Origin of the sequence: Streptomyces sp. NPDC048257 (genome assembly GCF_043201855.1) — a bacterium.
GTDB lineage: Bacteria > Actinomycetota > Actinomycetes > Streptomycetales > Streptomycetaceae > Streptomyces.
The window spans coordinates 224,142-245,078 of record NZ_JBICZI010000007.1 but is presented as its reverse complement, the minus strand read 5'-3'; the positions used below and the strand labels follow the sequence as shown (position 1 = coordinate 245,078).

At 72.2% G+C, this 20,937-nt stretch carries 19 protein-coding genes; 9 read left to right on the top strand and 10 right to left on the bottom strand.

Translation table 11 applies throughout. The annotated features are described in order from the left end of the window. The first annotated feature begins 129 nt into the window (after positions 1–129). A complete protein-coding gene (locus ACGFZK_RS17935) occupies positions 130–3,168 on the top strand; it encodes an NACHT domain-containing protein (protein ID WP_393849812.1) in 3,039 nt (1,012 codons plus the stop codon). A gap of 72 nt (positions 3,169–3,240) precedes the next feature. Here the strand turns inward: ACGFZK_RS17935 and ACGFZK_RS17930 are convergent, their stop codons facing one another. Continuing rightward, complete coding sequence (locus ACGFZK_RS17930) at positions 3,241–5,766, bottom strand: ATP-dependent Clp protease ATP-binding subunit (protein ID WP_393849811.1); 2,526 nt, start codon at positions 5,764–5,766, stop codon at positions 3,241–3,243. 463 nt (positions 5,767–6,229) lie between these two features. Here ACGFZK_RS17930 and ACGFZK_RS17925 point away from each other — a divergent pair, with 463 nt between their 5' ends. Next, positions 6,230–6,838 (top strand): SCO3374 family protein, encoded by a 609-nt coding sequence (locus ACGFZK_RS17925; protein ID WP_393849810.1) that lies wholly within the window; start codon positions 6,230–6,232, stop codon positions 6,836–6,838. Here the strand turns inward: ACGFZK_RS17925 and ACGFZK_RS17920 are convergent. From ACGFZK_RS17920 to ACGFZK_RS17890, 7 genes are all read right to left on the bottom strand, one after another. Beyond that, positions 6,817–7,155 (bottom strand): Lsr2 family protein, encoded by a 339-nt coding sequence (locus ACGFZK_RS17920; protein WP_053175663.1) that lies wholly within the window; start codon positions 7,153–7,155, stop codon positions 6,817–6,819. The two genes, ACGFZK_RS17925 and ACGFZK_RS17920, sit on opposite strands and share 22 nt — an antisense overlap. A gap of 165 nt (positions 7,156–7,320) precedes the next feature. Beyond that, entirely contained in the window at positions 7,321–7,851 is a 531-nt protein-coding gene (locus tag ACGFZK_RS17915) for an amino-acid N-acetyltransferase (protein WP_393849809.1), read from the bottom strand. A gap of 11 nt (positions 7,852–7,862) precedes the next feature. Then, positions 7,863–8,315: a BlaI/MecI/CopY family transcriptional regulator gene (locus tag ACGFZK_RS17910; protein ID WP_393849808.1), complete on the bottom strand. Its 453-nt coding sequence runs from the start codon at positions 8,313–8,315 to the stop codon at positions 7,863–7,865. 102 nt (positions 8,316–8,417) lie between these two features. Further along, complete coding sequence (locus ACGFZK_RS17905) at positions 8,418–8,582, bottom strand: hypothetical protein (protein ID WP_393849807.1); 165 nt, start codon at positions 8,580–8,582, stop codon at positions 8,418–8,420. A gap of 14 nt (positions 8,583–8,596) precedes the next feature. Further along, on the bottom strand, positions 8,597–9,160 hold the full coding sequence (locus tag ACGFZK_RS17900; protein WP_393849843.1) for a hypothetical protein: 564 nt from the start codon (positions 9,158–9,160) through the stop codon (positions 8,597–8,599). Between the two features lie 97 nt (positions 9,161–9,257). Continuing rightward, complete coding sequence (locus ACGFZK_RS17895) at positions 9,258–9,443, bottom strand: DUF397 domain-containing protein (RefSeq protein WP_393849806.1); 186 nt, start codon at positions 9,441–9,443, stop codon at positions 9,258–9,260. 223 nt (positions 9,444–9,666) lie between these two features. Further along, positions 9,667–10,797, bottom strand: a complete 1,131-nt coding sequence (locus ACGFZK_RS17890) for a threonine aldolase family protein (protein WP_393849805.1) — start codon at positions 10,795–10,797, stop codon at positions 9,667–9,669. A 111-nt stretch (positions 10,798–10,908) separates the two neighbouring features. Between ACGFZK_RS17890 and ACGFZK_RS17885 the strand changes: the two genes are divergently transcribed. The 5 genes from ACGFZK_RS17885 to ACGFZK_RS17865 are packed head-to-tail and all read left to right on the top strand — an operon-like array spanning position 10,909 to position 16,341. Beyond that, positions 10,909–11,820 carry a Rossmann-like and DUF2520 domain-containing protein gene (locus ACGFZK_RS17885; RefSeq protein WP_393849804.1) on the top strand — a complete coding sequence of 304 codons (912 nt, stop codon included), beginning with the start codon at positions 10,909–10,911 and terminating at the stop codon, positions 11,818–11,820. Next, positions 11,817–12,809, top strand: coding sequence for a pantoate--beta-alanine ligase (gene panC, locus ACGFZK_RS17880; protein ID WP_393849803.1), 993 nt, complete (start codon positions 11,817–11,819; stop codon positions 12,807–12,809). The genes ACGFZK_RS17885 and panC overlap by 4 nt, the downstream gene beginning before the upstream one ends. Beyond that, positions 12,806–14,557: an L-aspartate oxidase gene (locus tag ACGFZK_RS17875; protein ID WP_393849802.1), complete on the top strand. Its 1,752-nt coding sequence runs from the start codon at positions 12,806–12,808 to the stop codon at positions 14,555–14,557. Before panC ends, ACGFZK_RS17875 begins: the two co-directional genes overlap by 4 nt. 2 nt (positions 14,558–14,559) lie before the next feature. After that, on the top strand, positions 14,560–15,528 hold the full coding sequence (nadC, locus tag ACGFZK_RS17870; RefSeq protein ID WP_393849801.1) for a carboxylating nicotinate-nucleotide diphosphorylase: 969 nt from the start codon (positions 14,560–14,562) through the stop codon (positions 15,526–15,528). 3 nt (positions 15,529–15,531) lie between these two features. Then, complete coding sequence (locus tag ACGFZK_RS17865) at positions 15,532–16,341, top strand: type III pantothenate kinase (protein WP_393849800.1); 810 nt, start codon at positions 15,532–15,534, stop codon at positions 16,339–16,341. Between the two features lie 90 nt (positions 16,342–16,431). Here ACGFZK_RS17865 and ACGFZK_RS17860 read toward each other — a convergent pair whose 3' ends face one another. Then, positions 16,432–16,641 (bottom strand): hypothetical protein, encoded by a 210-nt coding sequence (locus ACGFZK_RS17860; RefSeq protein WP_393849799.1) that lies wholly within the window; start codon positions 16,639–16,641, stop codon positions 16,432–16,434. Positions 16,642–16,839: 198 nt separating this feature from the next. Between ACGFZK_RS17860 and ACGFZK_RS17855 the strand changes: the two genes are divergently transcribed. Together ACGFZK_RS17855 and ACGFZK_RS17850 are read left to right on the top strand one after the other, a co-directional pair. Next, a complete protein-coding gene (locus ACGFZK_RS17855; protein ID WP_393849798.1) occupies positions 16,840–17,967 on the top strand; it encodes a DUF5937 family protein in 1,128 nt (375 codons plus the stop codon). A 238-nt stretch (positions 17,968–18,205) separates the two neighbouring features. Then, positions 18,206–19,756 carry a M28 family metallopeptidase gene (locus ACGFZK_RS17850; RefSeq protein WP_393849797.1) on the top strand — a complete coding sequence of 517 codons (1,551 nt, stop codon included), beginning with the start codon at positions 18,206–18,208 and terminating at the stop codon, positions 19,754–19,756. Between the two features lie 97 nt (positions 19,757–19,853). Here ACGFZK_RS17850 and ACGFZK_RS17845 read toward each other — a convergent pair whose 3' ends face one another. After that, a complete protein-coding gene (locus ACGFZK_RS17845; protein WP_393849842.1) occupies positions 19,854–20,792 on the bottom strand; it encodes an SAM-dependent methyltransferase in 939 nt (312 codons plus the stop codon). Positions 20,793–20,937 lie beyond the last annotated feature (145 nt).

Genomic DNA, 20,937 nt, shown 5'->3' with positions numbered 1-20,937 from the left:
CGGGGCCCTTTGGATCTACGAATACGCGTAGTACGTCCGATTTGTTCTGTGCGGCTTGTCACCGGCGCCGGGACCATCGACCCACCGAACCGGGACCATCGGCGGGCAACCGCCACTACGCTCCGGCTCGTGGACGCATCGGTGGTGGGGATCCGGCTGGCCTCGGGGGTCGTGACACCCCTCGTCAGGAAACTCTTCCGGACCGAAGGAGCGGGAGCGGGCCTGGTGGACCGGCCGCACCGCATCTCTTCCTACCTCGCGTGGCGGGAGAAACGCGAACTCGACGCCGCGGACCTGCGCGGGCTCGCCGACCACCTGGTGAAGGAGGCCTTACGGGCCCCCGGGGAGCGGCCCCTGCCCCCGGGCGAGGAGGCGGGCGTCGCGGCCGCCCTCGCCGCCACCCTGCACGCGCTGGGCGACCTCACCCTCTCCGACGTGGAGGCCGTCCGCCTCGGGCCGCAGGCCTTCGCCCGCACGCTCCGGGCCGCCGCCCCGGATCCCGGGCTCTCCCGGGACGCCGGGCTCTTCCACGCACGGCTGGTGGACCTGGCCTGCCTGCACATCCTGAACTTCTTCACCCAGCGCTCCACCTTCGTGGCCGCGACCCTGGTCGAGCAGAGCCGGCTGCACGCCGAGACCATCGCCAAGGTGGACGAGCTGCTGACCCGCGTCCCCCGCCAGGACGGCCGCGACACCGCCTTCGAGGAGCGGTACCTGGACTACCTGGCCCGGCGCCACAGCACCCTCACCATCTTCGGCCTCGACCTGGCCCCGGGCTCCTCCCGCTGGCCGCTGGACACCGCGTACGTGAGCCTGGAGGTCTCCACCGCCCCCGTAACCGGGATGGACGCCGGCTCCGGGGCGGGCACCGGGGCCGAGGCGCTTCCCGCCCCCTACTCCCTGCCCGCCGACCGGCTGCTCGCCGAGCACCCCCGCGTCCTGCTGCGCGGCGAGGCCGGATCCGGCAAGACCACCCTCATCCAGTGGCTGGCCGTCTCCGCCGCCCGGACCCCGGGGGCGGGGATCATCCCGTTCGTCCTGCCGCTGCGCACCCTGACCCGGCACGGCGAGCGGCTGCCCGCGCCCCGCGACTTCCTCGCGGGCTGCCCGCTGGCCGGGGAGGCCCCGGGAGGCTGGGAGGGCCGGGTGCTGCGCGACGGGCGCGCCCTGCTGCTGGTCGACGGCATCGACGAGATCCCGGAGGCCGAGCGGGACCGCGCCCGGGACTGGCTGGCCGACCTGATCGCCGCCTGCCCGGGCAACCGCTGGCTGGTGACCTCCCGCCCCACGGCGGTCCGGCAGGACTGGCTGGCCGCCGTGGACTTCTCCGAGGTGACCCTGACCCCGATGAACCCGGCGAACGTACGGGCCTTCATCGAGCACTGGCACGCGGCCGCGGACCACACCCCGCCGGAGTACCGGGAGCAGCTGCTGGACTCCGTCGCCAAGAAGCCGGACCTGGCCAGGCTGGCCACCAATCCGCTGCTGTGCGGCATGATCTGCGCCCTGCACCGCGAACGCCGCGGCTTCCTGCCCTCGGGCCGCAAGGAGCTGTACGCGGCCTCCCTGTCCATGCTGCTCCACCGCCGCGACCGCGAGCGCGGCCTGCGGCTGCCGGACCTGGCCGAGGAACCCCAGCTCCAGCTGCTCCAGCGGCTCGCGTACTGGCTGATCCGCAACGGCCGCACGGAAATGGACCGCTCCCGGGCCGAGGCACTGATCGAGGACGCGCTGCCCGCCGTACCGGCCGCCGGCGTCCTGGGCGGCGCACCGGCCGTGTTCGCGCACTTCCTGGAACGCACCGGCCTGCTGCGGGCCCCGACGGAGAACAGCGTCGAGTTCGTCCACCGCACCTTCCAGGACTTCCTGGGGGCCCGGGCGGCCCTGGACGAGGGCGGCCTCGGCGAGCTGACCGGCCACGCGGAGGACGACCAGTGGGAGGACGTCATCCGCATGGCGGTGGCCCAGGGCCGCCCCCGCGACCGCGCCGAGATCATCCAGTCCCTGCTGGCCCGGAAATCCCAGCGGTCGGTCCTGCTCGCCCTGGCCTGCCTGGGGTACGCGGCCGAGCTGGCTCCCGCACTGCGCCGGGAGGTCCAGTGGCAGGCAGGCCGGCTGATCCCGCCCACCGGGGTGGGCACGGCGCGCGAGCTGGGGCGGATCGGACCGCTGATCCTGGAACTGCTCCCCCAGCCCGAACAGGTCCCCTCCGGTCCGGCGGCCCTGTACACGGTCCAGGCCGCGGGTGGGGTGGTGTCGGAGCTCGCGGTCCCCTTCCTCGCCGGCTTCGCCCAACACCCCGCCTACGAGGTCCGCGCGGAGCTGGCCAGACTCTGGCCTCGCTTCGAAACGCGCCGCTACGCCGCCGAAGTCATCTCCCGGCTTCCCCCGGCCCAGAACGTAACGGTCGTGTCGGACGCGGAGCTGGCCGCCCTGGCGGAGTTCTCGCCCCGATCGGACCTGAACGTGGTCGGTGAGGTGACGGGCGAGGCCCTCACCGCCTATCTGGGCGCGGTCCGGGCCGAGTACCTCGCCCTGCGCGGCAACGGCCTGCTCACCGACCTCGACTTCCTGCGGGGCCAGGACGCGCTGCTCTCCATCGAGATCTCCCACTGCTCCGGAATCCAGGACCTGGAGGGGTTGAGGGGGCTGCCGGTCCGGACGGCCGTGCTCGACCTGCGCGGCGGCCTCCTGCCCATCGGCCCCGTCCTCGCCGGCTGGACCTCGCTGCGCCACCTGGTGCTCCGCGGCGCCCACGCCAACTGGTCGCTGGACGGGTTCGCCCCTCGCGTGGAGCTGGACAGTGTGAACGTCTACTCGGTGACGCCCGACGCCGCCGGACCCGTCGGCCTGTCCCGCCACCGTCGTCTCCGGTCGGTCTCCCTCGGGGAGCACTGGGCGCCGCGCCACCCGGACGAGTGGCAGGAGCTCGCCCTGCTCACGCAGCTCACCGAGCTGGCCGTACCGGCATCGGCCCTCGACCTCGTCCCCGAGGGGCTGTGCCTGCCCTCGGTGGAACAACTCCACGTACCCCCGGGCGCGGGCGCGGGCCCGGTGCTCGCCCGTCGGATTCCCACGGCCTTCCCCGGCCTGCAGATGCTGTCCGGGAAGTTCGACGAGTCGACCGTCCACGCCCTGCCCCCGCACATCAGGGTGACCCCTTCGTAGGGAGCGCCTGCGGAAAAGGGGCGGCCCCGGGACTTCTCAGTCCCGGGGCCGCCCCTTTGGTGCTCGTCGCGCTTACGCGCCCTTCGACAGGTCCGGGCCGGAACCCGTGGCCTCGATGGGGGGAAGGTCCGGCAGGGCCGCCTTCTCCTCGCCGCGGAAGGTGAACTTGGCTTCCTCGCCCTCACCCTCCTTGCCGACGACCACGATGTGACCGGGACGCAGCTCGCCGAAGAGGATCTTCTCCGACAGGATGTCCTCGATCTCGCGCTGGATGGTCCGGCGCAGCGGCCGGGCACCCATGATCGGGTCGTAGCCGCGCTTGGCGAGCAGGAGCTTCGCGTCACCGCTCAGCTCGATGCCCATGTCGCGGTCCTTCAGGCGCTCGTCAACCTTGGCGATCATGAGGTCGACGATCTGGATGATGTCTTCCTCGGTGAGCTGGTGGAAGACGACCGTGTCGTCGACACGGTTGAGGAACTCGGGCCGGAAGTGCTGCTTGAGCTCTTCGTTGACCTTCGCCTTCATCCGGTCGTATCCGGTCTTGGTGTCGCCCTGGGCCGCGAAGCCCAGGTTGAAGCCCTTGGAGATGTCCCGGGTACCCAGGTTGGTCGTCATGATGATGACCGTGTTCTTGAAGTCCACGACCCGGCCCTGGGAGTCGGTCAGACGACCGTCCTCCAGGATCTGGAGAAGGGAATTGAAGATATCCGGGTGGGCCTTCTCGACCTCGTCGAAGAGGACGACGGAGAACGGCTTCCGGCGCACCTTCTCGGTGAGCTGGCCGCCCTCTTCGTAGCCCACGTAGCCGGGGGGCGAACCGAAGAGACGGGAAACCGTGTGCTTCTCGCTGAACTCCGACATGTCGAGGGAGATCAGCGCGTCCTCGTCGCCGAAGAGGAATTCGGCGAGCGTCTTGGAGAGCTCGGTCTTACCGACACCGGACGGACCGGCGAAGATGAACGAGCCACCCGGGCGCTTCGGGTCCTTCAGACCCGCACGGGTACGGCGGATCGCCTGGGAGAGCGCCTTGATGGCGTCCTTCTGCCCGATGACCCGACGGTGGAGCTCGTCCTCCATGCGGAGCAGTCGCGAGGACTCCTCCTCGGTGAGCTTGAAGACGGGAATGCCGGTCGCGGTCGCGAGGACTTCGGCGATGAGCTCGCCGTCGACCTCGGCGACGACGTCCATGTCGCCGGCCTTCCATTCCTTCTCGCGCTTGGTCTTCGCCGCCAGCAGCTGCTTCTCCTTGTCACGGAGAGAGGCCGCCTTCTCGAAGTCCTGGGAGTCGATGGCCGACTCCTTGTCGCGTCGCACGCCCGCGATCTTCTCGTCGAACTCGCGGAGGTCCGGCGGCGCGGTCATCCGGCGGATGCGCATCCTGGAGCCGGCCTCGTCGATCAGGTCGATCGCCTTGTCCGGGAGGAAGCGGTCCGAAATGTACCGGTCCGCCAGCGTCGCCGCCTGGACGAGGGCCTCGTCCGTGATGGAGACGCGGTGGTGGGCCTCGTAGCGGTCGCGCAGGCCCTTGAGAATCTCGATCGTGTGGGGGAGGGAAGGCTCCGCCACCTGGATCGGCTGGAAGCGGCGCTCGAGGGCCGCGTCCTTCTCGAGGTGCTTGCGGTACTCGTCCAGCGTCGTGGCACCGATGGTCTGGAGCTCACCACGGGCCAGCATGGGCTTGAGGATGCTGGCGGCGTCGATCGCGCCCTCGGCGGCGCCCGCACCCACGAGGGTGTGGAGCTCGTCGATGAACAGGATGATGTCGCCGCGGGTGCGGATCTCCTTGAGCACCTTCTTCAGGCGCTCCTCGAAGTCACCGCGGTAGCGGGAACCCGCGACCAGGGCGCCGAGGTCAAGCGTGTAGAGGTGCTTGTCCTTCAGCGTCTCGGGAACCTCGCCCTTGACGATCGCCTGGGCCAGGCCCTCGACGACGGCGGTCTTGCCGACGCCGGGCTCGCCGATGAGGACCGGGTTGTTCTTCGTACGGCGGGACAGCACCTGCATGACCCGCTCGATCTCCTTCTCGCGCCCGATGACCGGGTCGAGCTTGGATTCGCGGGCCGCCTGGGTGAGGTTGCGGCCGAACTGGTCCAGGACGAGCGAGGTCGAGGGCGTGCCCTCGGCCGGGCCGCCGGCCGTGGCCGACTCCTTGCCTCCGCCGGTGTAGCCGGAGAGCAGCTGGATGACCTGCTGCCGGACTCGGTTGAGATCGGCGCCCAGCTTCACGAGGACCTGGGCGGCGACGCCCTCGCCCTCGCGGATCAGGCCGAGCAGGATGTGCTCGGTGCCGATGTAGTTGTGGCCGAGCTGGAGGGCCTCTCGGAGCGAAAGCTCCAGGACCTTCTTCGCCCGCGGGGTGAAGGGGATGTGGCCGGACGGGGCCTGCTGCCCCTGACCGATGATCTCCTCAACCTGCTGGCGAACAGCCTCGAGCGAAATCCCGAGGCTCTCCAGGGCCTTAGCGGCGACACCCTCACCCTCGTGGATCAAGCCCAGGAGGATGTGCTCGGTGCCGATGTAGTTGTGGTTGAGCATCCGGGCTTCTTCCTGAGCCAGGACGACAACCCGCCGCGCGCGGTCGGTGAACCTCTCGAACATCGTTTATCGCTCCTCAGAGCGGTCGGGCAGTTCGGGGTCGGTCCCCGCCCTGTCCTTCCGCATGCTAGTCCCGCGGGGCGGGACAGCTCATTCCAACTGCCGACATCCGTCCGCGGCTCACCCCTGCATCAGCGGGAAAGCCGGCTTGAAGAGCCGACAACTGCTCCAACTCGATGGTGCGAGACGATGTTCCCGCAGGCCAGGCAGATACCCGTCATGCGTGTACGCCGACGGCGAACGGAAGCCCGTCAAATCAGCGTGTCGCCCCGATCCACTAGGAATGTCTTACCCGTAAGGACTGACACTCCATGCCGGTGGCACCGGTTCCCTCAGCTAAGGGCGAACACGGTTGCGTCCCGAATGTGGGACTCCGGGCTCCATGGACGTTTACGTTCCGCATGGTGATGCATGCGTTCTGTCACATTGAGCGTAACCCCGAGGCGTTTCGGAAGTTGCTCCGGACATGGCCGTAACCCTCCCGCCGACCGCCCCGCCGACCGCCCCGCCGACCGTGCCGCTGCCCCGCACGGCGCCCGAGGAGGACGCGTGCGCCTCCTGGTACCGAAGGGTGCTCGGCTGGACCGTCACGGGCGGGCCGCCGGCCCAGCTCGCGACCGGGATCCGGTTCGACGTGCTGGAGCTCCCCTCCGACGCCGGGGCGGCGGTGCTGCGCAGGCCGGTCGCCACGGGCCCGGTGGCGCTGATGGGGCGCCGGATGCGGTTCCTGGTGGCCGCGGGCAGCGCAGAGGAGCTGGACGGGCTGCTCGACTGGCTGGAATGGGGCGGGGTCGCCCTCGATCTGACCGCCCTGGGTACGGGTGGCCGGATCACCGCCCCGGCTCCCCCGGGGCCACCCCCGCAAGAAAGCCCTCGGGGGGCCGCCGTCTGGCTGCGACCCCCCGAGCAGGGGTGTGAGGCACTGCTGCCGGCCCTGCCCGGTCCCGGGCGGGCCGCCGGACCCGCTCACGGGCCCGACCTCGTACGCCTGGTGGCCGCGGCGGCGACGGAATGCCACCGGGCGCGCCTGGGGCGGCGTACGGACGGGGTCCGTCAGCCCTTGGCCTTCTCGTAGGCCTCGCGGATCTCGGCCGGGACGCGACCGCGATCGTTCACGTTGTAGTTGTTCTCCTTGGCCCACGCGCGGATCTCCGCGGTGTCCGGGTGGCCGGTCGCCACCGAGCCGCGGCCCTTGGCGCGGGCGGCGGTGGCACGGCCACCGGTGCGGCGACCGCCCTTGGTGTACGGGTCGAGCAGACCGCGGAGCTTTTCAGCGTTGGCGGTGGTGAGGTCGATCTCGTAGGTCTTGCCATCCAGAGCGAACGTCACCGTCTCGTCCGCCTCGCCACCGTCGAGGTCGTCGACAAGAAGGACCTGAACCTTCTGTGCCACCGGGATTTCCTTTCATCGAAAAGCAGTACGCGGAAAGGAAACCGCTTTTGCCTGGAAAACACAAACCCCCAGGGAGAGGTTCGAGACCGCAACAGGGCGGGAAACGTGCGCGATTCGGACATAGGCCACAGGTGCGCGGAGCGCCGGAAAAGCTGAGGCCATCGATCAGAGGTGCAGAAGCATCCGACTGTTGCCCAAGGTGTTCGGCTTCACTCGTTCGAGACCGAGGAACTCGGCGACACCCTCGTCATAGGAACGCAGGAGCTCCATGTAGACATCGGTCTTGACCGGGGTCTCGCCGATCTCGACGAAGCCGTGCTTCGCGAAGAACTCGACTTCGAAGGTGAGGCAGAAAACCCGGCTCACTCCGAGGGTGCGGGCGGTGTGCAACAACTGCTCCAGCACCCGATGACCGACTCCACCGCCCTTCAAGTCGCGGTCGACGGCGAGAGTGCGGACTTCGGCAAGGTCTTCCCACATCACGTGGAGAGCGCCGCAGCCGACCACCTGGCCGTCGGAGTCGCGTTCCGCGACCCAGAACTCCTGGATGTCCTCGTAAAGGACGACCGGGGCTTTGTCGAGCAGGATCCGCTGCTGCACGTACTGGTCGAGGAGGCGGCGCAGCGCGGGAACATCACCGGTGCGGGCACGGCGGATCGTCACTGTTTCTGCATGTGCAGTGGAAAACTCTCCCATGGCTGCGGACGCTATCGCCCCGGCTCCTGCGGGCGCTCGGCGGAGTCCCCTTCGGCGACCGGCGGAGCGGGTGGTTCGGGGGCGGCGTCGGCGCCGGACTCGTCGCCGTGCTGGACGACGCGCACTGCGTCACGGAGGGCTTCGCGCTGTTCGGCGGACATCATGCCGAAGAAGGCCACGAGGGCGGCCGCGGGGTTGTCGCTCGTCGACCAGGCTTCGTTCATCAGCGCGGCCGAGTAGGCGGCGCGGGTGGAGACCGCCGTATATCGATAGGCGCGGCCTTCGGCTTCCCGGCGGACCCAGCCCTTCTGATGAAGATTGTCCATAACGGTCATGACCGTGGTGTACGCGATGGACCGTTCCTGCTGGAGGTCTTCCAGTACTTCCCGAACGGTGACCGGGCGGTTCCACTGCCACACCCGTGTCATGACGGCGTCTTCGAGTTCTCCCAGGGGGCGAGGCACACCAGCACGATAGTGCGGCTTGTGCTGAATTGCCCGACTATTCGCTCGGCAACGCGCAACAAAGTCGGGCGCGCGGCCGGTGAAGCCGCACGCCCTCGGGGGTTACTTCTGCTGCTGGGCGGCCTCGGCCCGGGCGATCACGGCGTCGACCGCCGCGTCCTCCTTGGCCTTGTTGGCGCCGCCCTGGCTCTTCACGATCGTCACGACGAGAGCGATGAAGAACGCGGCCATCACGAAGGGGGGCACGAGCGCGGAGACGTAGTCCATGCCCCACAGCGTAGCTACCCGGCGGCCCGTCCGGCCGCCGGGGGCGGGGCGGGCTTGCGGCGCGGCGGGAAGACCTCGCCCGGCGTCGGAATCGGCCGCTCGGGGCGCGGCGGCTCCTCGGGGTGCGGCGCCGGGCGCGGCGGCTGCCCGTCCTTCTCCTTCCCGCCGGCCAGGGCCAGCAGCCGGGTCCGGGGGGCGGGAGCGGTCGACAGCCGCCGGCGCACGGAGCGCTCCGCCACGACCCGGACCCGGTCCAGCAGCGCGGCGGCGACCGGATTGGCGCGGAGCGCGCGCAGGGCGGCGAGGTCGTCCGGCTCCGGTTCGTACCCGGCGGCCAGGGCGTCCTGCAGCAGCTCCAGGTAGCCGGAGAGGCTGCCGGGCAGGGCACTGCGGTAGCGGGCGAGGTCCGCGAGGAGGAACGCTCTGAGCCGGCCCGCCTCCTGGACCGCGTCGTCCACCGACTGCGCGAGGCGCAGGCAGTCCTGGACCTCCCCGGCCGCCAGGGGGGCCGAGGAGGACTGAAGGGCGTGGGCGAGGAGACGCCTGAGCAGGTGCAGCTCAGCGGCGCTGAACGCCATGCCGCCGCGGGATCCGTAGGGCGTGGGCATGGGCCGAAGATACGCGCTAATCGGACAAAATCCCCTGATCGCGGGCGCGGCGCGGCGGGCGGGTCCCTCAGCCGGTCCCTTTGACCGCACGCAGGAAGTCGGCCCAGGCGGCCTGGGTGGTGGCGAGCACGAGGTGGGCGGGGTCGGTGCGGTCGGCGACCTTGACGAGGGCGCCGGGGGCGGTGGCGACGTAGACGCAGGCGTCGCCCTCACTGCAGAACGAGGACTTCCGCCACGCGGGCTGAGTGGTCATGGTGTCTCCTCCGGGCGCGGTGGCCGGTCATTGCCTGAAGGGACGGTAACGCCGTGGCCGGTCCGCGCCGGTGAGTTTCCCGGAATTCGGTGTTTCGCCGCTTCCCTCCCGGGTGGGGTGCCGGCGCCGCGGCGGGCCGCTCCCCGCCCCGCCCCGCCCCGGCGCCGTTTGTTGCGGGAAGGGGCGGGGTGGCGCAGGCTCCGCGCGGCGGGGCCCGGCTCGGTCAGATGCGGGACACGAAGGCCGCGACGGCTTCGCGGACGTCGGACTCCGTCCAGGACAGGCCCGGCTCCGTGACCTCCAGCTCGGTCACCGCGAGACCCGGCGGCCCCTCCGCTGACCAGCGGCGGAAGAGCACCGTGCCCGTCTCCTCCGCCAGCCGCAGGCCCGCCTCCGTCAGCCGGTCCGCCTCGTACGGCAGCCACACCTGGAACTGGTGCGTGTGCGGCTCCTCCGGGTTGATCCGGGCCCACGGGACCCCCGACTGCGCGAACCCCGCGCGCAGCGCCCCGGCCACCACCCGCGCCTGGGCCACGTACGACGGCAGCCGGGGCAGTTCCCGTTCCAGCCCGGCCAGCGCGGACAGGGCCTGCGGGAACTGCCGGAAGATCTGGCCGCCGTAGCGGTGCCGCCAGACCCGGGTCTCCTCCACGAACTCGCGCGGCCCCGCCAGCGCCGCCCCGCTCAGGCCGCCGAGCGACTTGTAGAACGAGACGTAGACCGAGTCCGCCAGCCCCGCGATCTCCGGCAGCGTGCGGCCGAAGTGGACGGTGGACTCCCACAGCCGGGCCCCGTCGAAGTGGACGACCGCGTCCCGCTCGCGGGCCGCCGCCGTCAGCGCCTCCAGCTCCTCCCAGCTGGGCAGCAGGAAGCCCGCGTCCCGCAGGGGGAGCTCCACCATCAGCGTGCCGAAGGGCTCCCGGAGCGTTTCGACCTCCGCCGCCGACGGCTGGCGCGCCTCCGTCGTCGGGTGCACCACCCGCAGGCCGGAGACGGCCGACAGCGCGTCCCCCTCCCACCGCTCCGGATGGCTCATCGGGTGCAGGGCCACCACCGGGTTCCCGGTCCGGCCCGCCCAGCACCGCAGCGCGATCTGCTGCGCCATCGTCCCGCTGGGGAAGAACGCCGCGTCCTGCGTGCCCAGCAGCTCCGCGACCTCGCGCTCCAGGGCGGTGACGACCCCGTCGCCGTAGACGTCGGCCGGCGCGTCCATGTCGTACGGGGCCTCGGCGAGCGGGCCGAGCAGCTCCCCCACGGTGGGCTCCAGCAGGCTGCGGGACAGGGTCCGCCCCGCCCCGCGCCAGGCCGCGACCAGCCGTTTCGTACGTTCCGTGTCCTCGCTGTTGTCACTCATGAGGACAGATCCTCGCCCCCTCACCGCCGACGGGCCAACAGCCCCAGGAGCTAGCATGGCGGCGTATCGTCCGGTACCCCCCGCGGACTGGAACGGAAGGGCCCTCCCCGCGTGAATCCATCACAGCAGCCACGCCCTGCCCGGCTCGCCGTCGGCGTCGTCGGAGCCGGCCGCGTCGGTCCCGCCCTGGCCTGCGCGCTCCAGCAGGCCGGACACCGGCCCGTCGCCGTCTCCGGAGTCTCCGACACCTCCGTGCGCCGGGCCGCCCGGATGCTGCCCGATGTGCCGCTCGTGCCGCCCGCGCAGGTCCTGGAGCTGGCCGACCTGGTGCTCCTGACCGTCCCCGACGACGCGCTGCCGTCCCTGGTGGAGGGCCTCGCCGAGACCGGCGCGGTCCGCCCCGGACAGCTCCTCGTGCACACCTCCGGCCGGTACGGGACCGCCGTGCTCGACCCCGCGCGCCGCGCGGGCGCCCTTCCGCTGGCCCTGCACCCGGCGATGACCTTCACCGGCACCGAGGTCGACGTGCAGCGGCTCGCGGGCTGCTCCTTCGGCGTCACCGCCCCCGAGGAGCTGCGGCTGGCCGCCGAGGCCCTGGTCATCGAGATGGGCGGGGAGCCCGAGTGGATCGCGGAGGAGAACCGTCCGCTCTACCACGCGGCCCTCGCCCTCGGCGCGAACCACCTGGTCACGCTGGTCGCCCAGTCGATGGAGCTGCTGGCCAAGGCCGGGGTGGAGCACCCCGACCGGATGCTCGGCCCGCTGCTCGGCGCGGCCCTCGACAACGCCCTGCGCTCCGGCGACGGCGCCCTGACCGGGCCGGTGGCCCGGGGCGACGCCGGGACGGTCGCCGCGCACGTCTCGGAGCTGCGCCGGCACGCGCCCGGCGCGGTCGCCGGGTACCTGGCGATGGCCCGCGCCACCGCGGACCGGGCCCTCGCGCACGGTCTGCTCAAGCCCGAACTCGCCGAGGACCTGCTCGGCGTGCTCGCCGACACGGAGTCCGAGGGGGGCGACCGGTGACCGACCTGCTGCTGCACACCGCCGAGGAGCTGCACACGCTGTCGCGCACCGGCCGCCGGGCCGTGGTGATGACCATGGGCGCCCTCCACGAGGGCCACGCCACTTTGATCCGCACGGCCCGCGAGCAGGCCGGGCCGGGCGGCCAGGTCGTCGTCACCGTCTTCGTCAACCCCCTGCAGTTCGGGGCGGGCGAGGACCTCGACCGCTATCCCCGCACCCTCGACGCCGACTTGGCGGTCGCCGAAGCGGCGGGCGCCGACGCGGTGTTCGCCCCGGCGGTCGACGAGGTCTACCCGGGCGGCGACCCGCGGGTGCGGATCAGCGCCGGCCCCATGGGCGAGAGCCTCGAAGGGGCCACCCGCCCCGGGCACTTCGACGGCATGCTGACCGTCGTCGCCAAGCTGCTCCACCTCACCCGCCCCGACCTGGCCCTCTTCGGCCAGAAGGACGCGCAGCAACTGGCCCTGATCCGGCGGATGGTGACCGACCTGAACTTCCCCGTCGAGGTGGTCGGCGTACCGACCGTCCGCGAGGAGGACGGGCTCGCGCTGTCGTCCCGCAACCGCTACCTCTCCGCCGCCGAGCGGAACACCGCCCTGGCCCTGTCCCGCGCCCTGTTCGCCGGACGCGACCGGCTCGCCGCGCAGGCGGCGCTGCGCGCCCGCGCCGAGGCCTCCCCGGCCAGCGACGAGCGGGCCACCGCCCTGGCCAGGCTGGGCGAGATCCGGGCCTCCGCCGACGCGCACGCCGTCTCCGCGGCGGGCGCCGGGCTGCCGGACGCCGTACGGGCCGCCGCGCTGCACGTCCTGGAGGAGGCGGGCCGCCACGAGCCGCCGCTCGTGCTGGACTACCTGGCGCTGGTGGACCCGCTGGACTTCACCGAGACCGGTCAGGACTTCACCGGGCAGGCCGTGCTGGCCGTCGCCGCGAAGGTGGGCGCGACCCGGCTGATCGACAACATCCCATTGGAATTCGGAGCACACTCGTGAGCACCCCAGGCAGAGGCCCCGCAGGCAGCGGCGGCGGCACGAGCACCGGCATACGGCTGCACGCGCCCGCCCCCGGCTGGTCCCTCGACGCCGACGTCGTGGTCGTCGGTTCCGGCGTGGCGGGACTGACCGCCGCGCTGCGCTGCGCCGCCGGGGGCCGCCGTACCGTCGTGGTCACCAAGGCCCGGCTCGACGACGGCTCCACCCGCTGGGCCCAGGGCGGTATCGCCGCGGCCCTCGGCGAGGGCGACACCCCGGAACAGCACCTCGACGACACCCTGGTCGCGGGTGCGGGCCTGTGCGACGAGGAGGCCGTACGGCTGCTCGTCACCGAGGGCCCGGACGCGGTGCGGCGGCTGATGGCCACCGGCGCGGTCTTCGACACCTCCACCGAGACCGGCGAGATAGAACTGACCCGCGAGGGCGGCCACCACCGCCGCCGGATCGCGCACGCGGGCGGCGACGCCACCGGCGCCGAGATCTCGCGGGCGCTCGTCGAGGCCGTCCACGCCGCGGGCATCGAAACCGTGGAGAACGCCCTCGTCCTGGACCTGCTCCAGGACGCCCGGGGCCGTACGGCCGGTGTCACCCTGCACGTCATGGGCGAGGGCCAGCACGACGGGGTCGGCGCCGTCCACGCGCCCGCCGTGATCCTCGCGACCGGCGGCATGGGACAGGTCTTCTCCGCGACCACCAACCCGTCGGTGTCCACCGGGGACGGCGTGGCGCTCGCGCTGCGGGCCGGTGCGGAGGTCTCCGACCTCGAGTTCGTGCAGTTCCACCCGACGGTGCTCTTCCTCGGCCCGGACGCCGAGGGGCAGCAGCCGCTGGTGTCGGAGGCGGTCCGCGGCGAGGGCGCGTACCTCGTCGACGCGGACGGCGTGCGCTTCATGCAGGGGCAGCACGAGCTCGCCGAGCTGGCGCCGCGCGACATCGTCGCCAAGGGCATCATGCGCCGCATGCAGGAGCAGGGCGCGCAGCACATGTACCTGGACGCCCGGCACTTCGGCGCGCAGATGTGGGAGCAGCGCTTCCCGACGATCCTGGCCGCGTGCCGCTCGCACGGAATCGACCCGGTGACCGAGCCCATCCCGGTGGCGCCCGCCGCGCACTACGCGTCCGGCGGCGTACGGACCGATCTGCACGGGCGGACCACCGTTCCCGGCCTGTACGCCTGCGGCGAGGTCGCCTGCACCGGTGTGCACGGCGCGAACCGGCTGGCCTCCAACTCCCTGCTGGAGGGCCTGGTCTTCGCCGAGCGGATCGCCGAGGACATCGTCGCCGAGCGGGCCGCCGGCAGCGGCCCGGGCATACCGGTCCCCGCGACCGGCCCGCTGCAGCCCGCCGGGGCCCGGTTCGAGATCCAGCGGATCATGACGGACGGCGCGGGCGTGCTCCGCTCCGCCGCGTCGCTGGACGCGGCCGCCGAGGCCCTCGAAGCGCTGTACGCCACCGCCCTGAACGACCTCGAAGCGCACGGCAAGACCGCCGAGCCGGGCGTGGACACCTGGGAGGCCACGAACCTGCTGTGCGTGGCGCGGGTCCTGGTCGCCGCGGCGCAGCGGCGCGTGGAGACCCGCGGCTGCCACTGGCGCGAGGACCACCCCGAGCGGGACGATGCCCACTGGCGCCGCCATCTCGTCGTCCGGCTCTCGGCGACCGAGAAGCGCGCCCTGGTCGTCGTACCCACCGACTCCGCGGACTTCCCGTCCGTGCACCCCCTGAGCACCCCGAGCCTGGAGCAGTGACCGTGAGCACCCCCGAACTTCCCCTGATCGACCAGAACGACGGCGGCTGCGGCGACGACTGCGCCTGCGGCGACGGCGAGGAGAGCGGCCTGGACCCGGCGCTGGCCCAGCTGCTGGCCGACGCGGGTCTGGACCCGATCGAGGTCGAGGACATCGCGCACATGGCGCTGTCCGAGGACCTGGACGGCGGCGTGGACGTGACGACCGTCGCGACCGTGCCGGAGGATGCCGAGGCCGTCGCGGACTTCGTCGCGCGCGAGGACGGCGTCGTGGCCGGTCTGCGGATCGCCGAGGCCGTGTTCTCCGTGGTGTGCACCGAGGCCTTCGAGGTGGAGCGGCACGCGGAGGACGGCGACACCGTCACGGCCGGGCAGCTGCTGCTGTCCGTGCGTTCGCGCACCCGTGACCTGCTCACGGCCGAGCGCAGCGCGCTGAACATCATGTGCCGGCTGTCGGGCATCGCGACCGCCACCCGCCGCTGGGCGGACGTGCTGGAGGGCACCGCGGCCAAGGTCCGCGACACCCGCAAGACCACGCCGGGCCTGCGCGCGCTGGAGAAGTACGCGGTGCGCTGCGGCGGCGGCGTCAACCACCGGATGTCGCTCTCGGACGCGGCGCTGGTCAAGGACAACCACGTGGTGGCGGCGGGCGGTGTCGCGCAGGCGTTCAAGGCCGTGCGCGAGGCCTTCCCGGAGGTCCCGATCGAGGTCGAGGTCGACACGCTGGAGCAGATCGGCGAGGTCCTGGAGGCGGGCGCCGACCTGATCCTGCTGGACAACTTCACGGTCGAGCAGACCGCGCAGGCCGTGGCCCTGGTGGCCGGCCGCGCGGTGCTGGAGTCCTCGGGCCGCCTCACCCTGGACACCGCCCGGGCGTACGCGGAGACGGGCGTGGACTACCTGGCCGTCGGCGCGCTGACCCACTCCTCGCCGATCCTGGACATCGGGCTCGATCTGCGCGAGGCGGTGTAACCCGTGCTCCTCACCATCGACGTAGGCAACACCCACACGGTCCTGGGCCTGTTCGACGGTGACGAGATCGTCGAGCACTGGCGCATCTCGACCGACCCGCGGCGCACGGCCGACGAGATGGCCGTGCTCATGCAGGGCCTGATGGGCATGCACCCGATGCTCGGCAGCGAGCTGGGCGACGGGATCCACGGCATCGCGATCTGCTCGACGGTGCCGTCGGTCCTGCACGAGCTGCGCGAGGTCACCCGGCGCTACTACGGCGACGTGCCGGCGGTGCTGGTGGAGCCCGGCATCAAGACGGGCGTGCCGATCCTCATGGACAACCCGAAGGAGGTCGGCGCGGACCGCATCATCAACGCGGTCGCGGCGGTCGAGCTCTACGGGGGCCCGGCGATCGTGGTCGACTTCGGTACGGCGACCACCTTCGACGCGGTGTCCGCGAAGGGCGAGTACGTGGGCGGGGTGATCTCCCCAGGCATCGAGATCTCGATGGAGGCGCTCGGCGTACGGGGTGCCCAGCTGCGGAAGATCGAGCTGGCCCGGCCGCGCAACGTGATCGGCAAGTCCACGGTCGAGGCGATGCAGTCGGGCGTGGTCTACGGCTTCGCGGGGCAGGTCGACGGGGTCGTGGCCCGGATGGCGAAGGAGCTTGCCGGACCGCACGGCGACCCGGACGACGTCCGGGTCATCGCCACCGGCGGGCTGGCTCCGATGGTGCTGGGCGAGTCCTCGGTGATCGACGACCACGAGCCGTGGCTGACGCTGATCGGGCTCCGGCTGGTGTACCAGCGCAACGCGCCGAATTTCGAGTAGGGCGCAAGGGTCCCGGGCCGGGCCCGTCGGGTTCGGCCCGGGACCGGGCCGGCGGCCAGGCCCGTGGCCGGGCCCGTGGACCGCGCCGGGTCAGCACGCCCGCGGGCGGACGAGTATCCGGCGCAGGGCCGCGCGCCAGGGGTGGCGGCCCGAGCTGCCCTCCACGACGGCGCGGGCCTGCTCGTACGAGCGCAGGGAGCGGAGCACGGCGACGTCGTCGCGCCCGGGCGGCGGGGGCATCGGGACGCCCTGCTGGGAGGCCCGGTAGGTGTCGAAGAGGTACTGCTCGATGGCGGTCATGTCCCAAGCCTCACCCCGTCGGCGGCATCGCGCACGACAGTTGACGTTCCCCGTCAATCGACCCGCTCGAAAGCGCCCGCGCGGCACTGATGATCACTCGTCCGGCCGCCGCGCCGGGCCGCCCGCGGCCACTCGTGCGGCGGCTCCGGGCGGCCCGCCCCGGCGCCCCCGACCTGCGCGAACCGACAGAATGGCCCGATGAGCGTCACCATCGACATCGCCGGCCTGCCCACCGAGCGGATCACTTTCGCGCCCTCCCCGCTCGCGGAGCTCTGCATGTCCCTGCACGCGCTCTCGCAACCCGCGCACCACCCCGGGCTGACCGCCTGGACCACCGCCACCGCCGCCTCGCTCGATCCGTGCCTCGCGGACCGGCTGCTGGAGGCCGACTTCATGTGGCGCAGCTCCTTCTCCGACATCTTCATGCCCTTCGCCGGAATCACCGGCGGCACCGGGCAGCCGGCCGCGACGCTGGCCGAGGAGCTGGACGTACTCGACCGGCTGGACGACGAGCGGTTCGTGCGGGCCGCCATGGAGCAATGCTGGCTGGCGCTCTACAACGACGGGGGCCCGGCCTCCTCGCCGCTGGCGAACCCGGCGGCCCGGGCCAAGGCGCTGGAGACGGCCGCCGCCCGCGGCCCGCGCCAGCTGGACTTCTCCGTGCGGCTGCTGGACGACACGGCCGCCGTACGGGTGTGGATGCGGCGCCTGCTGGAGGACTGCGAGGAGGCCTTCTTCGCCGAGACGTGGAAGCGCATCGAGCCCGGTCAGAGCGCCGACGCCCGGCACAAGGCCGAGGTGCTGCGCCGCAAGGGGCTGCCGACCGCGCTGAAGGAGGTCTCGGCGGCGCTGAGCGTCGACGGGGGCGGCACCACCATCACCGCCGACAAGATGGTCCACGGGTCGACGACGGCGACCGATCCCCGAATAGGCGCCGGCCTGGTCTTCGTGCCGACCAACTTCGGCTGGCCGCACCTCTTGGTGCTGCACGCCCCGGGCTGGCGGCCGGTGGTCCACTATCCGCTCGGCACCCCCGAACTGGCCTCCGCGCCGGGCTCGGTGGAGCTGCTCCAGCGGCGGATGGAGGCGCTGGCGCATCCCATGCGGATGCTGCTGTGCCGGAGTCTGGCCCGGGCCCCGTTCACGACGAGCGAGCTGGCGACCGTGTACGGGATCACCGCGCCGGAGGTGTCGCGGCACCTGGCCGTCCTGAGGAAGGCGGGTCTGATGCACACACGGCGTCAGGGCCGGTACGCCCAGCACCAGTTGGACCTGCCGGCGGTCGCACGCATCGGATCGGACTTCATCGAGGGCATCCTCCGCTAGGGCGAACGGGCTGCCGTTTGGCTGGAATCATGCGGCGCGGATGCACCGATATACGGAATTCATAAACCGGAATCAGCGAAAACTCTGGCGATGGTGGCCACTTGCTGTCTAACGTGCGTCCACCGATCCCCCACGTAACGCGCACCACTTCTGCTTACCCGCTCCACCACGCTCCGCCTTGCTGTGCCCTGCTCCGCCCTGCCCTGCCCTGCTCGCCGTTTGTCGTGGAAGGACCTTCATGCCCTCACGCCGTATAGCCGCAGCAACCGCCGCCCTGGCAGCCGCGGCCCTCGTCTCGCCTCTGCTGCTGGCCGGACCGGCCGGTGCCACCGGGAGCCCGCAGAGCGACGCCGCCCGGGGTGACGCGCTCGCCAGGAAGCTGGTCCAGGAAGCGACCGGCAAGGGCGCCTACAACCACCTCAAGGTCCTGCAGTCGCTCGCCGACTACAACAACGGCAACCGCGCGGCCGGTTCCAAGGGACACGAGCAGTCGGCCAAGTACATCGAGGCCGTGATGAAGGCGGCCGGTTACAAGGTCACCAGGAACGAGTTCGACTTCGTCTTCGTCGAGACCATCGAGGAGAAGCTGACGGTGGGCGGCGCGAACGAGCGCGACGTGCCGATCCACCTGATGACCTACACGGCGAACAGCCCGGAGGGCGGTGTGACCGCCCCGGTCGCCGTCGCCCCGGTCGACGCGGACGGGACGAACGGCTGCGAGGCCGGCGACTTCGCCTCCGGCACCTTCACCGGCAAGATCGCCCTGATCAAGCGCGGCGGCTGCACCTTCGCGGTGAAGCAGGAGAACGCGGCGGCGGCCGGCGCGGTCGGCGCGATCATCTACAACAACACCGCGGGCGCCCTGAACGGCACCATCGGCGACCCGGCCGCGGGCAAGGTCCCGACCGGTGGCATCACGCAGGAGGACGGCGAGAAGCTCGCCGCGGAGGCCGCCGCCGGCCCGGTCGAGGTCACCCTCGACATCCGGGAGCTGCGCGAGAACCGCAAGACCTTCAACGTCATCGCCGAGACCAAGGGCGGCGACGAGGACAACACCGTCTTCCTCGGCTCGCACCTCGACTCGGTCGCGGCCGGCCCCGGCATCAACGACAACGGCTCCGGATCGGCCGGCATCCTCCAGGTCGCACAGCGCCTCGCGAGCAGCCAGACGAAGATCAAGAACAAGGTCAAGTTCGCCTGGTGGTCGGCCGAGGAGTTCGGCCTGCTCGGCTCCGAGGCGTACGTCGCCGGGCTGACGGACGCGCAGAAGAAGCAGATCAAGCTCTACCTGAACTTCGACATGATCGCCTCGCCGAACGCCGCGTACTTCGTCTACGACGGCGACGACTCGGACGCCACCGGCTCGGGCCCCGGCCCGGCGGGCTCCGCCCAGCTGGAGAAGGGGATCAACGACTTCCTCGACTCGAAGAAGATCCCCCACGAGGGCACGGACTTCTCGGGCCGCTCGGACTACGGCCCGTTCATCGAGGTCGGCATCCCGTCCGGCGGCACCTTCACGGGCGCCGAGGGCATCAAGACCCCGGAGCAGGCCGCGAAGTTCGGCGGGCAGGCGGGCGTCGCCTACGACGTGAACTACCACGGCAAGGGTGACGACATCACCAACATCGACCAGAAGGCGCTCGACATCAACGTCGACGTCATCGCGGACGCGGTCGGTCACTACGCGCACGACCTGGCTCCGCTGTCGAAGCCGGTCGTCTCGCAGCCGACGGGCGGCTCGGGCAGCGGCGGCGGCCTGCACCAGGGCCACGACGAGGTCAAGCAGTAGGCAGGCACATGAGGGGAGGGCCGGGATCCGCCACAGGGTCCCGGCCCTCTCCGTCGTCCGGCGGGTCAGTGCCGCTCGCGGATCAGCCGTTCGCGGATCAGTGCGCCGCGCCCGGTTCCGGCCACGCCGCGATGCCGACCGGCTGCACCAGCCAGCCGAAGGCGCCCAGCCCGGCCCGGTCCGTGAGCTCCGCCGCCTCGCCGGCCGAGGACAGGGCCCGTACGTAGGCCACCGGGTCCGCCGAGGCCAGGGCCAGCGGGGGCCGGGCGCCCGAGACACCGAGGGCGGTCAGCGCCTCGCGCTGGGTCAGCAGCACGGCCCCCGGCCCCGCACAGGAGTCCAGCGCCACGTGCGCGGTGACATCGCAGGAGCCGTCCGGGACCGGCGGGACCTCCCGGCCGGCGCGGAAGCCCGTCAGGGTGCCGTACGGGGGCCTCGCGTCGCGGGTGTGGGCGTAGTCCACCGCCACCGCCAGGCCGCGCTCCAGGGTCCCGGTGGCGGCCGCCCATGCCTCGTCGCGGCTCCGGCCGATCTCCGTGCGGCCGCCGCCGGGCCACCACCGCTCCAGCCAGGCCCGGTCGGCGTCGTCCAGCGGGCCGCCCGCGCTCTGCGCACCGTCCCGTGCGACCAGGACGTAGCGCCCGTCCTCGGCGACCTCCAGGGGCACGTTGTCCAGCCATTCGTTGGCGAAGAGCAGCCCCGTCGTCCCCTCGGGCGGGGCCGTGACCCAGCGGATCCGCGGGTCGGGCCCGGCGGGCCGCTCCGCCCGCTCCACCGCGTACGGGCGCACCCGGGCGGCCGTCTCCGGCTCCAGTGCGGCGAGCACCCCGGCCAGCAGCTCCCCGCGCCCCGCACCCATGTCGACCAGGTCCAGCTCCGCCGGGTGCCCGAGCTCGGCGTCCACCCAGCGCAGCAGACGGGCCACGGCGGCCGCGTACAGCGGCGAGGCGTGCACGGAGGTCCGGAAGTGCCCGGCGGGCCCCGGCCCGCCGGGCCGCACGTAGAAACCGTCGGGCCCGTACAGCGCGGCCTCCATCGCCCCGCGCCAGCGGACCGGACCCACACCTTCACCCTGAGAGCTCACCGGACAAAGGCTAAGGTCACCGTCCACCTTGGGGAGTACGTCCCCGGCGGCAGATTCGGACCTCTGGTTGACTCCAGCACCTATCTGCGTTCCCTAC

What these genes read in the sequence shown, in the direction of transcription:
- ACGFZK_RS17900 (WP_393849843.1), bottom strand. Translation starts at nt 9,160, where the DNA reads ATGGCGTTCAGCGCCGCTGAGCTGCACCTGCTCAGGCGTCTCCTCGCC.
- ACGFZK_RS17895 (WP_393849806.1), bottom strand. Translation starts at nt 9,443, where the DNA reads ATGACCACTCAGCCCGCGTGGCGGAAGTCCTCGTTCTGCAGTGAGGGC.
- ACGFZK_RS17915 (WP_393849809.1), bottom strand. Translation starts at nt 7,851, where the DNA reads ATGGGAGAGTTTTCCACTGCACATGCAGAAACAGTGACGATCCGCCGT.
- ACGFZK_RS17905 (WP_393849807.1), bottom strand. Translation starts at nt 8,582, where the DNA reads ATGGACTACGTCTCCGCGCTCGTGCCCCCCTTCGTGATGGCCGCGTTC.
- ACGFZK_RS17855 (WP_393849798.1), top strand. Translation starts at nt 16,840, where the DNA reads ATGAGCGTCACCATCGACATCGCCGGCCTGCCCACCGAGCGGATCACT.
- ACGFZK_RS17890 (WP_393849805.1), bottom strand. Translation starts at nt 10,797, where the DNA reads ATGAGTGACAACAGCGAGGACACGGAACGTACGAAACGGCTGGTCGCG.
- ACGFZK_RS17930 (WP_393849811.1), bottom strand. Translation starts at nt 5,766, where the DNA reads ATGTTCGAGAGGTTCACCGACCGCGCGCGGCGGGTTGTCGTCCTGGCT.
- ACGFZK_RS17850 (WP_393849797.1), top strand. Translation starts at nt 18,206, where the DNA reads ATGCCCTCACGCCGTATAGCCGCAGCAACCGCCGCCCTGGCAGCCGCG.
- ACGFZK_RS17845 (WP_393849842.1), bottom strand. Translation starts at nt 20,792, where the DNA reads ATGGAGGCCGCGCTGTACGGGCCCGACGGTTTCTACGTGCGGCCCGGC.
- ACGFZK_RS17925 (WP_393849810.1), top strand. Translation starts at nt 6,230, where the DNA reads ATGGCCGTAACCCTCCCGCCGACCGCCCCGCCGACCGCCCCGCCGACC.
- ACGFZK_RS17860 (WP_393849799.1), bottom strand. Translation starts at nt 16,641, where the DNA reads ATGACCGCCATCGAGCAGTACCTCTTCGACACCTACCGGGCCTCCCAG.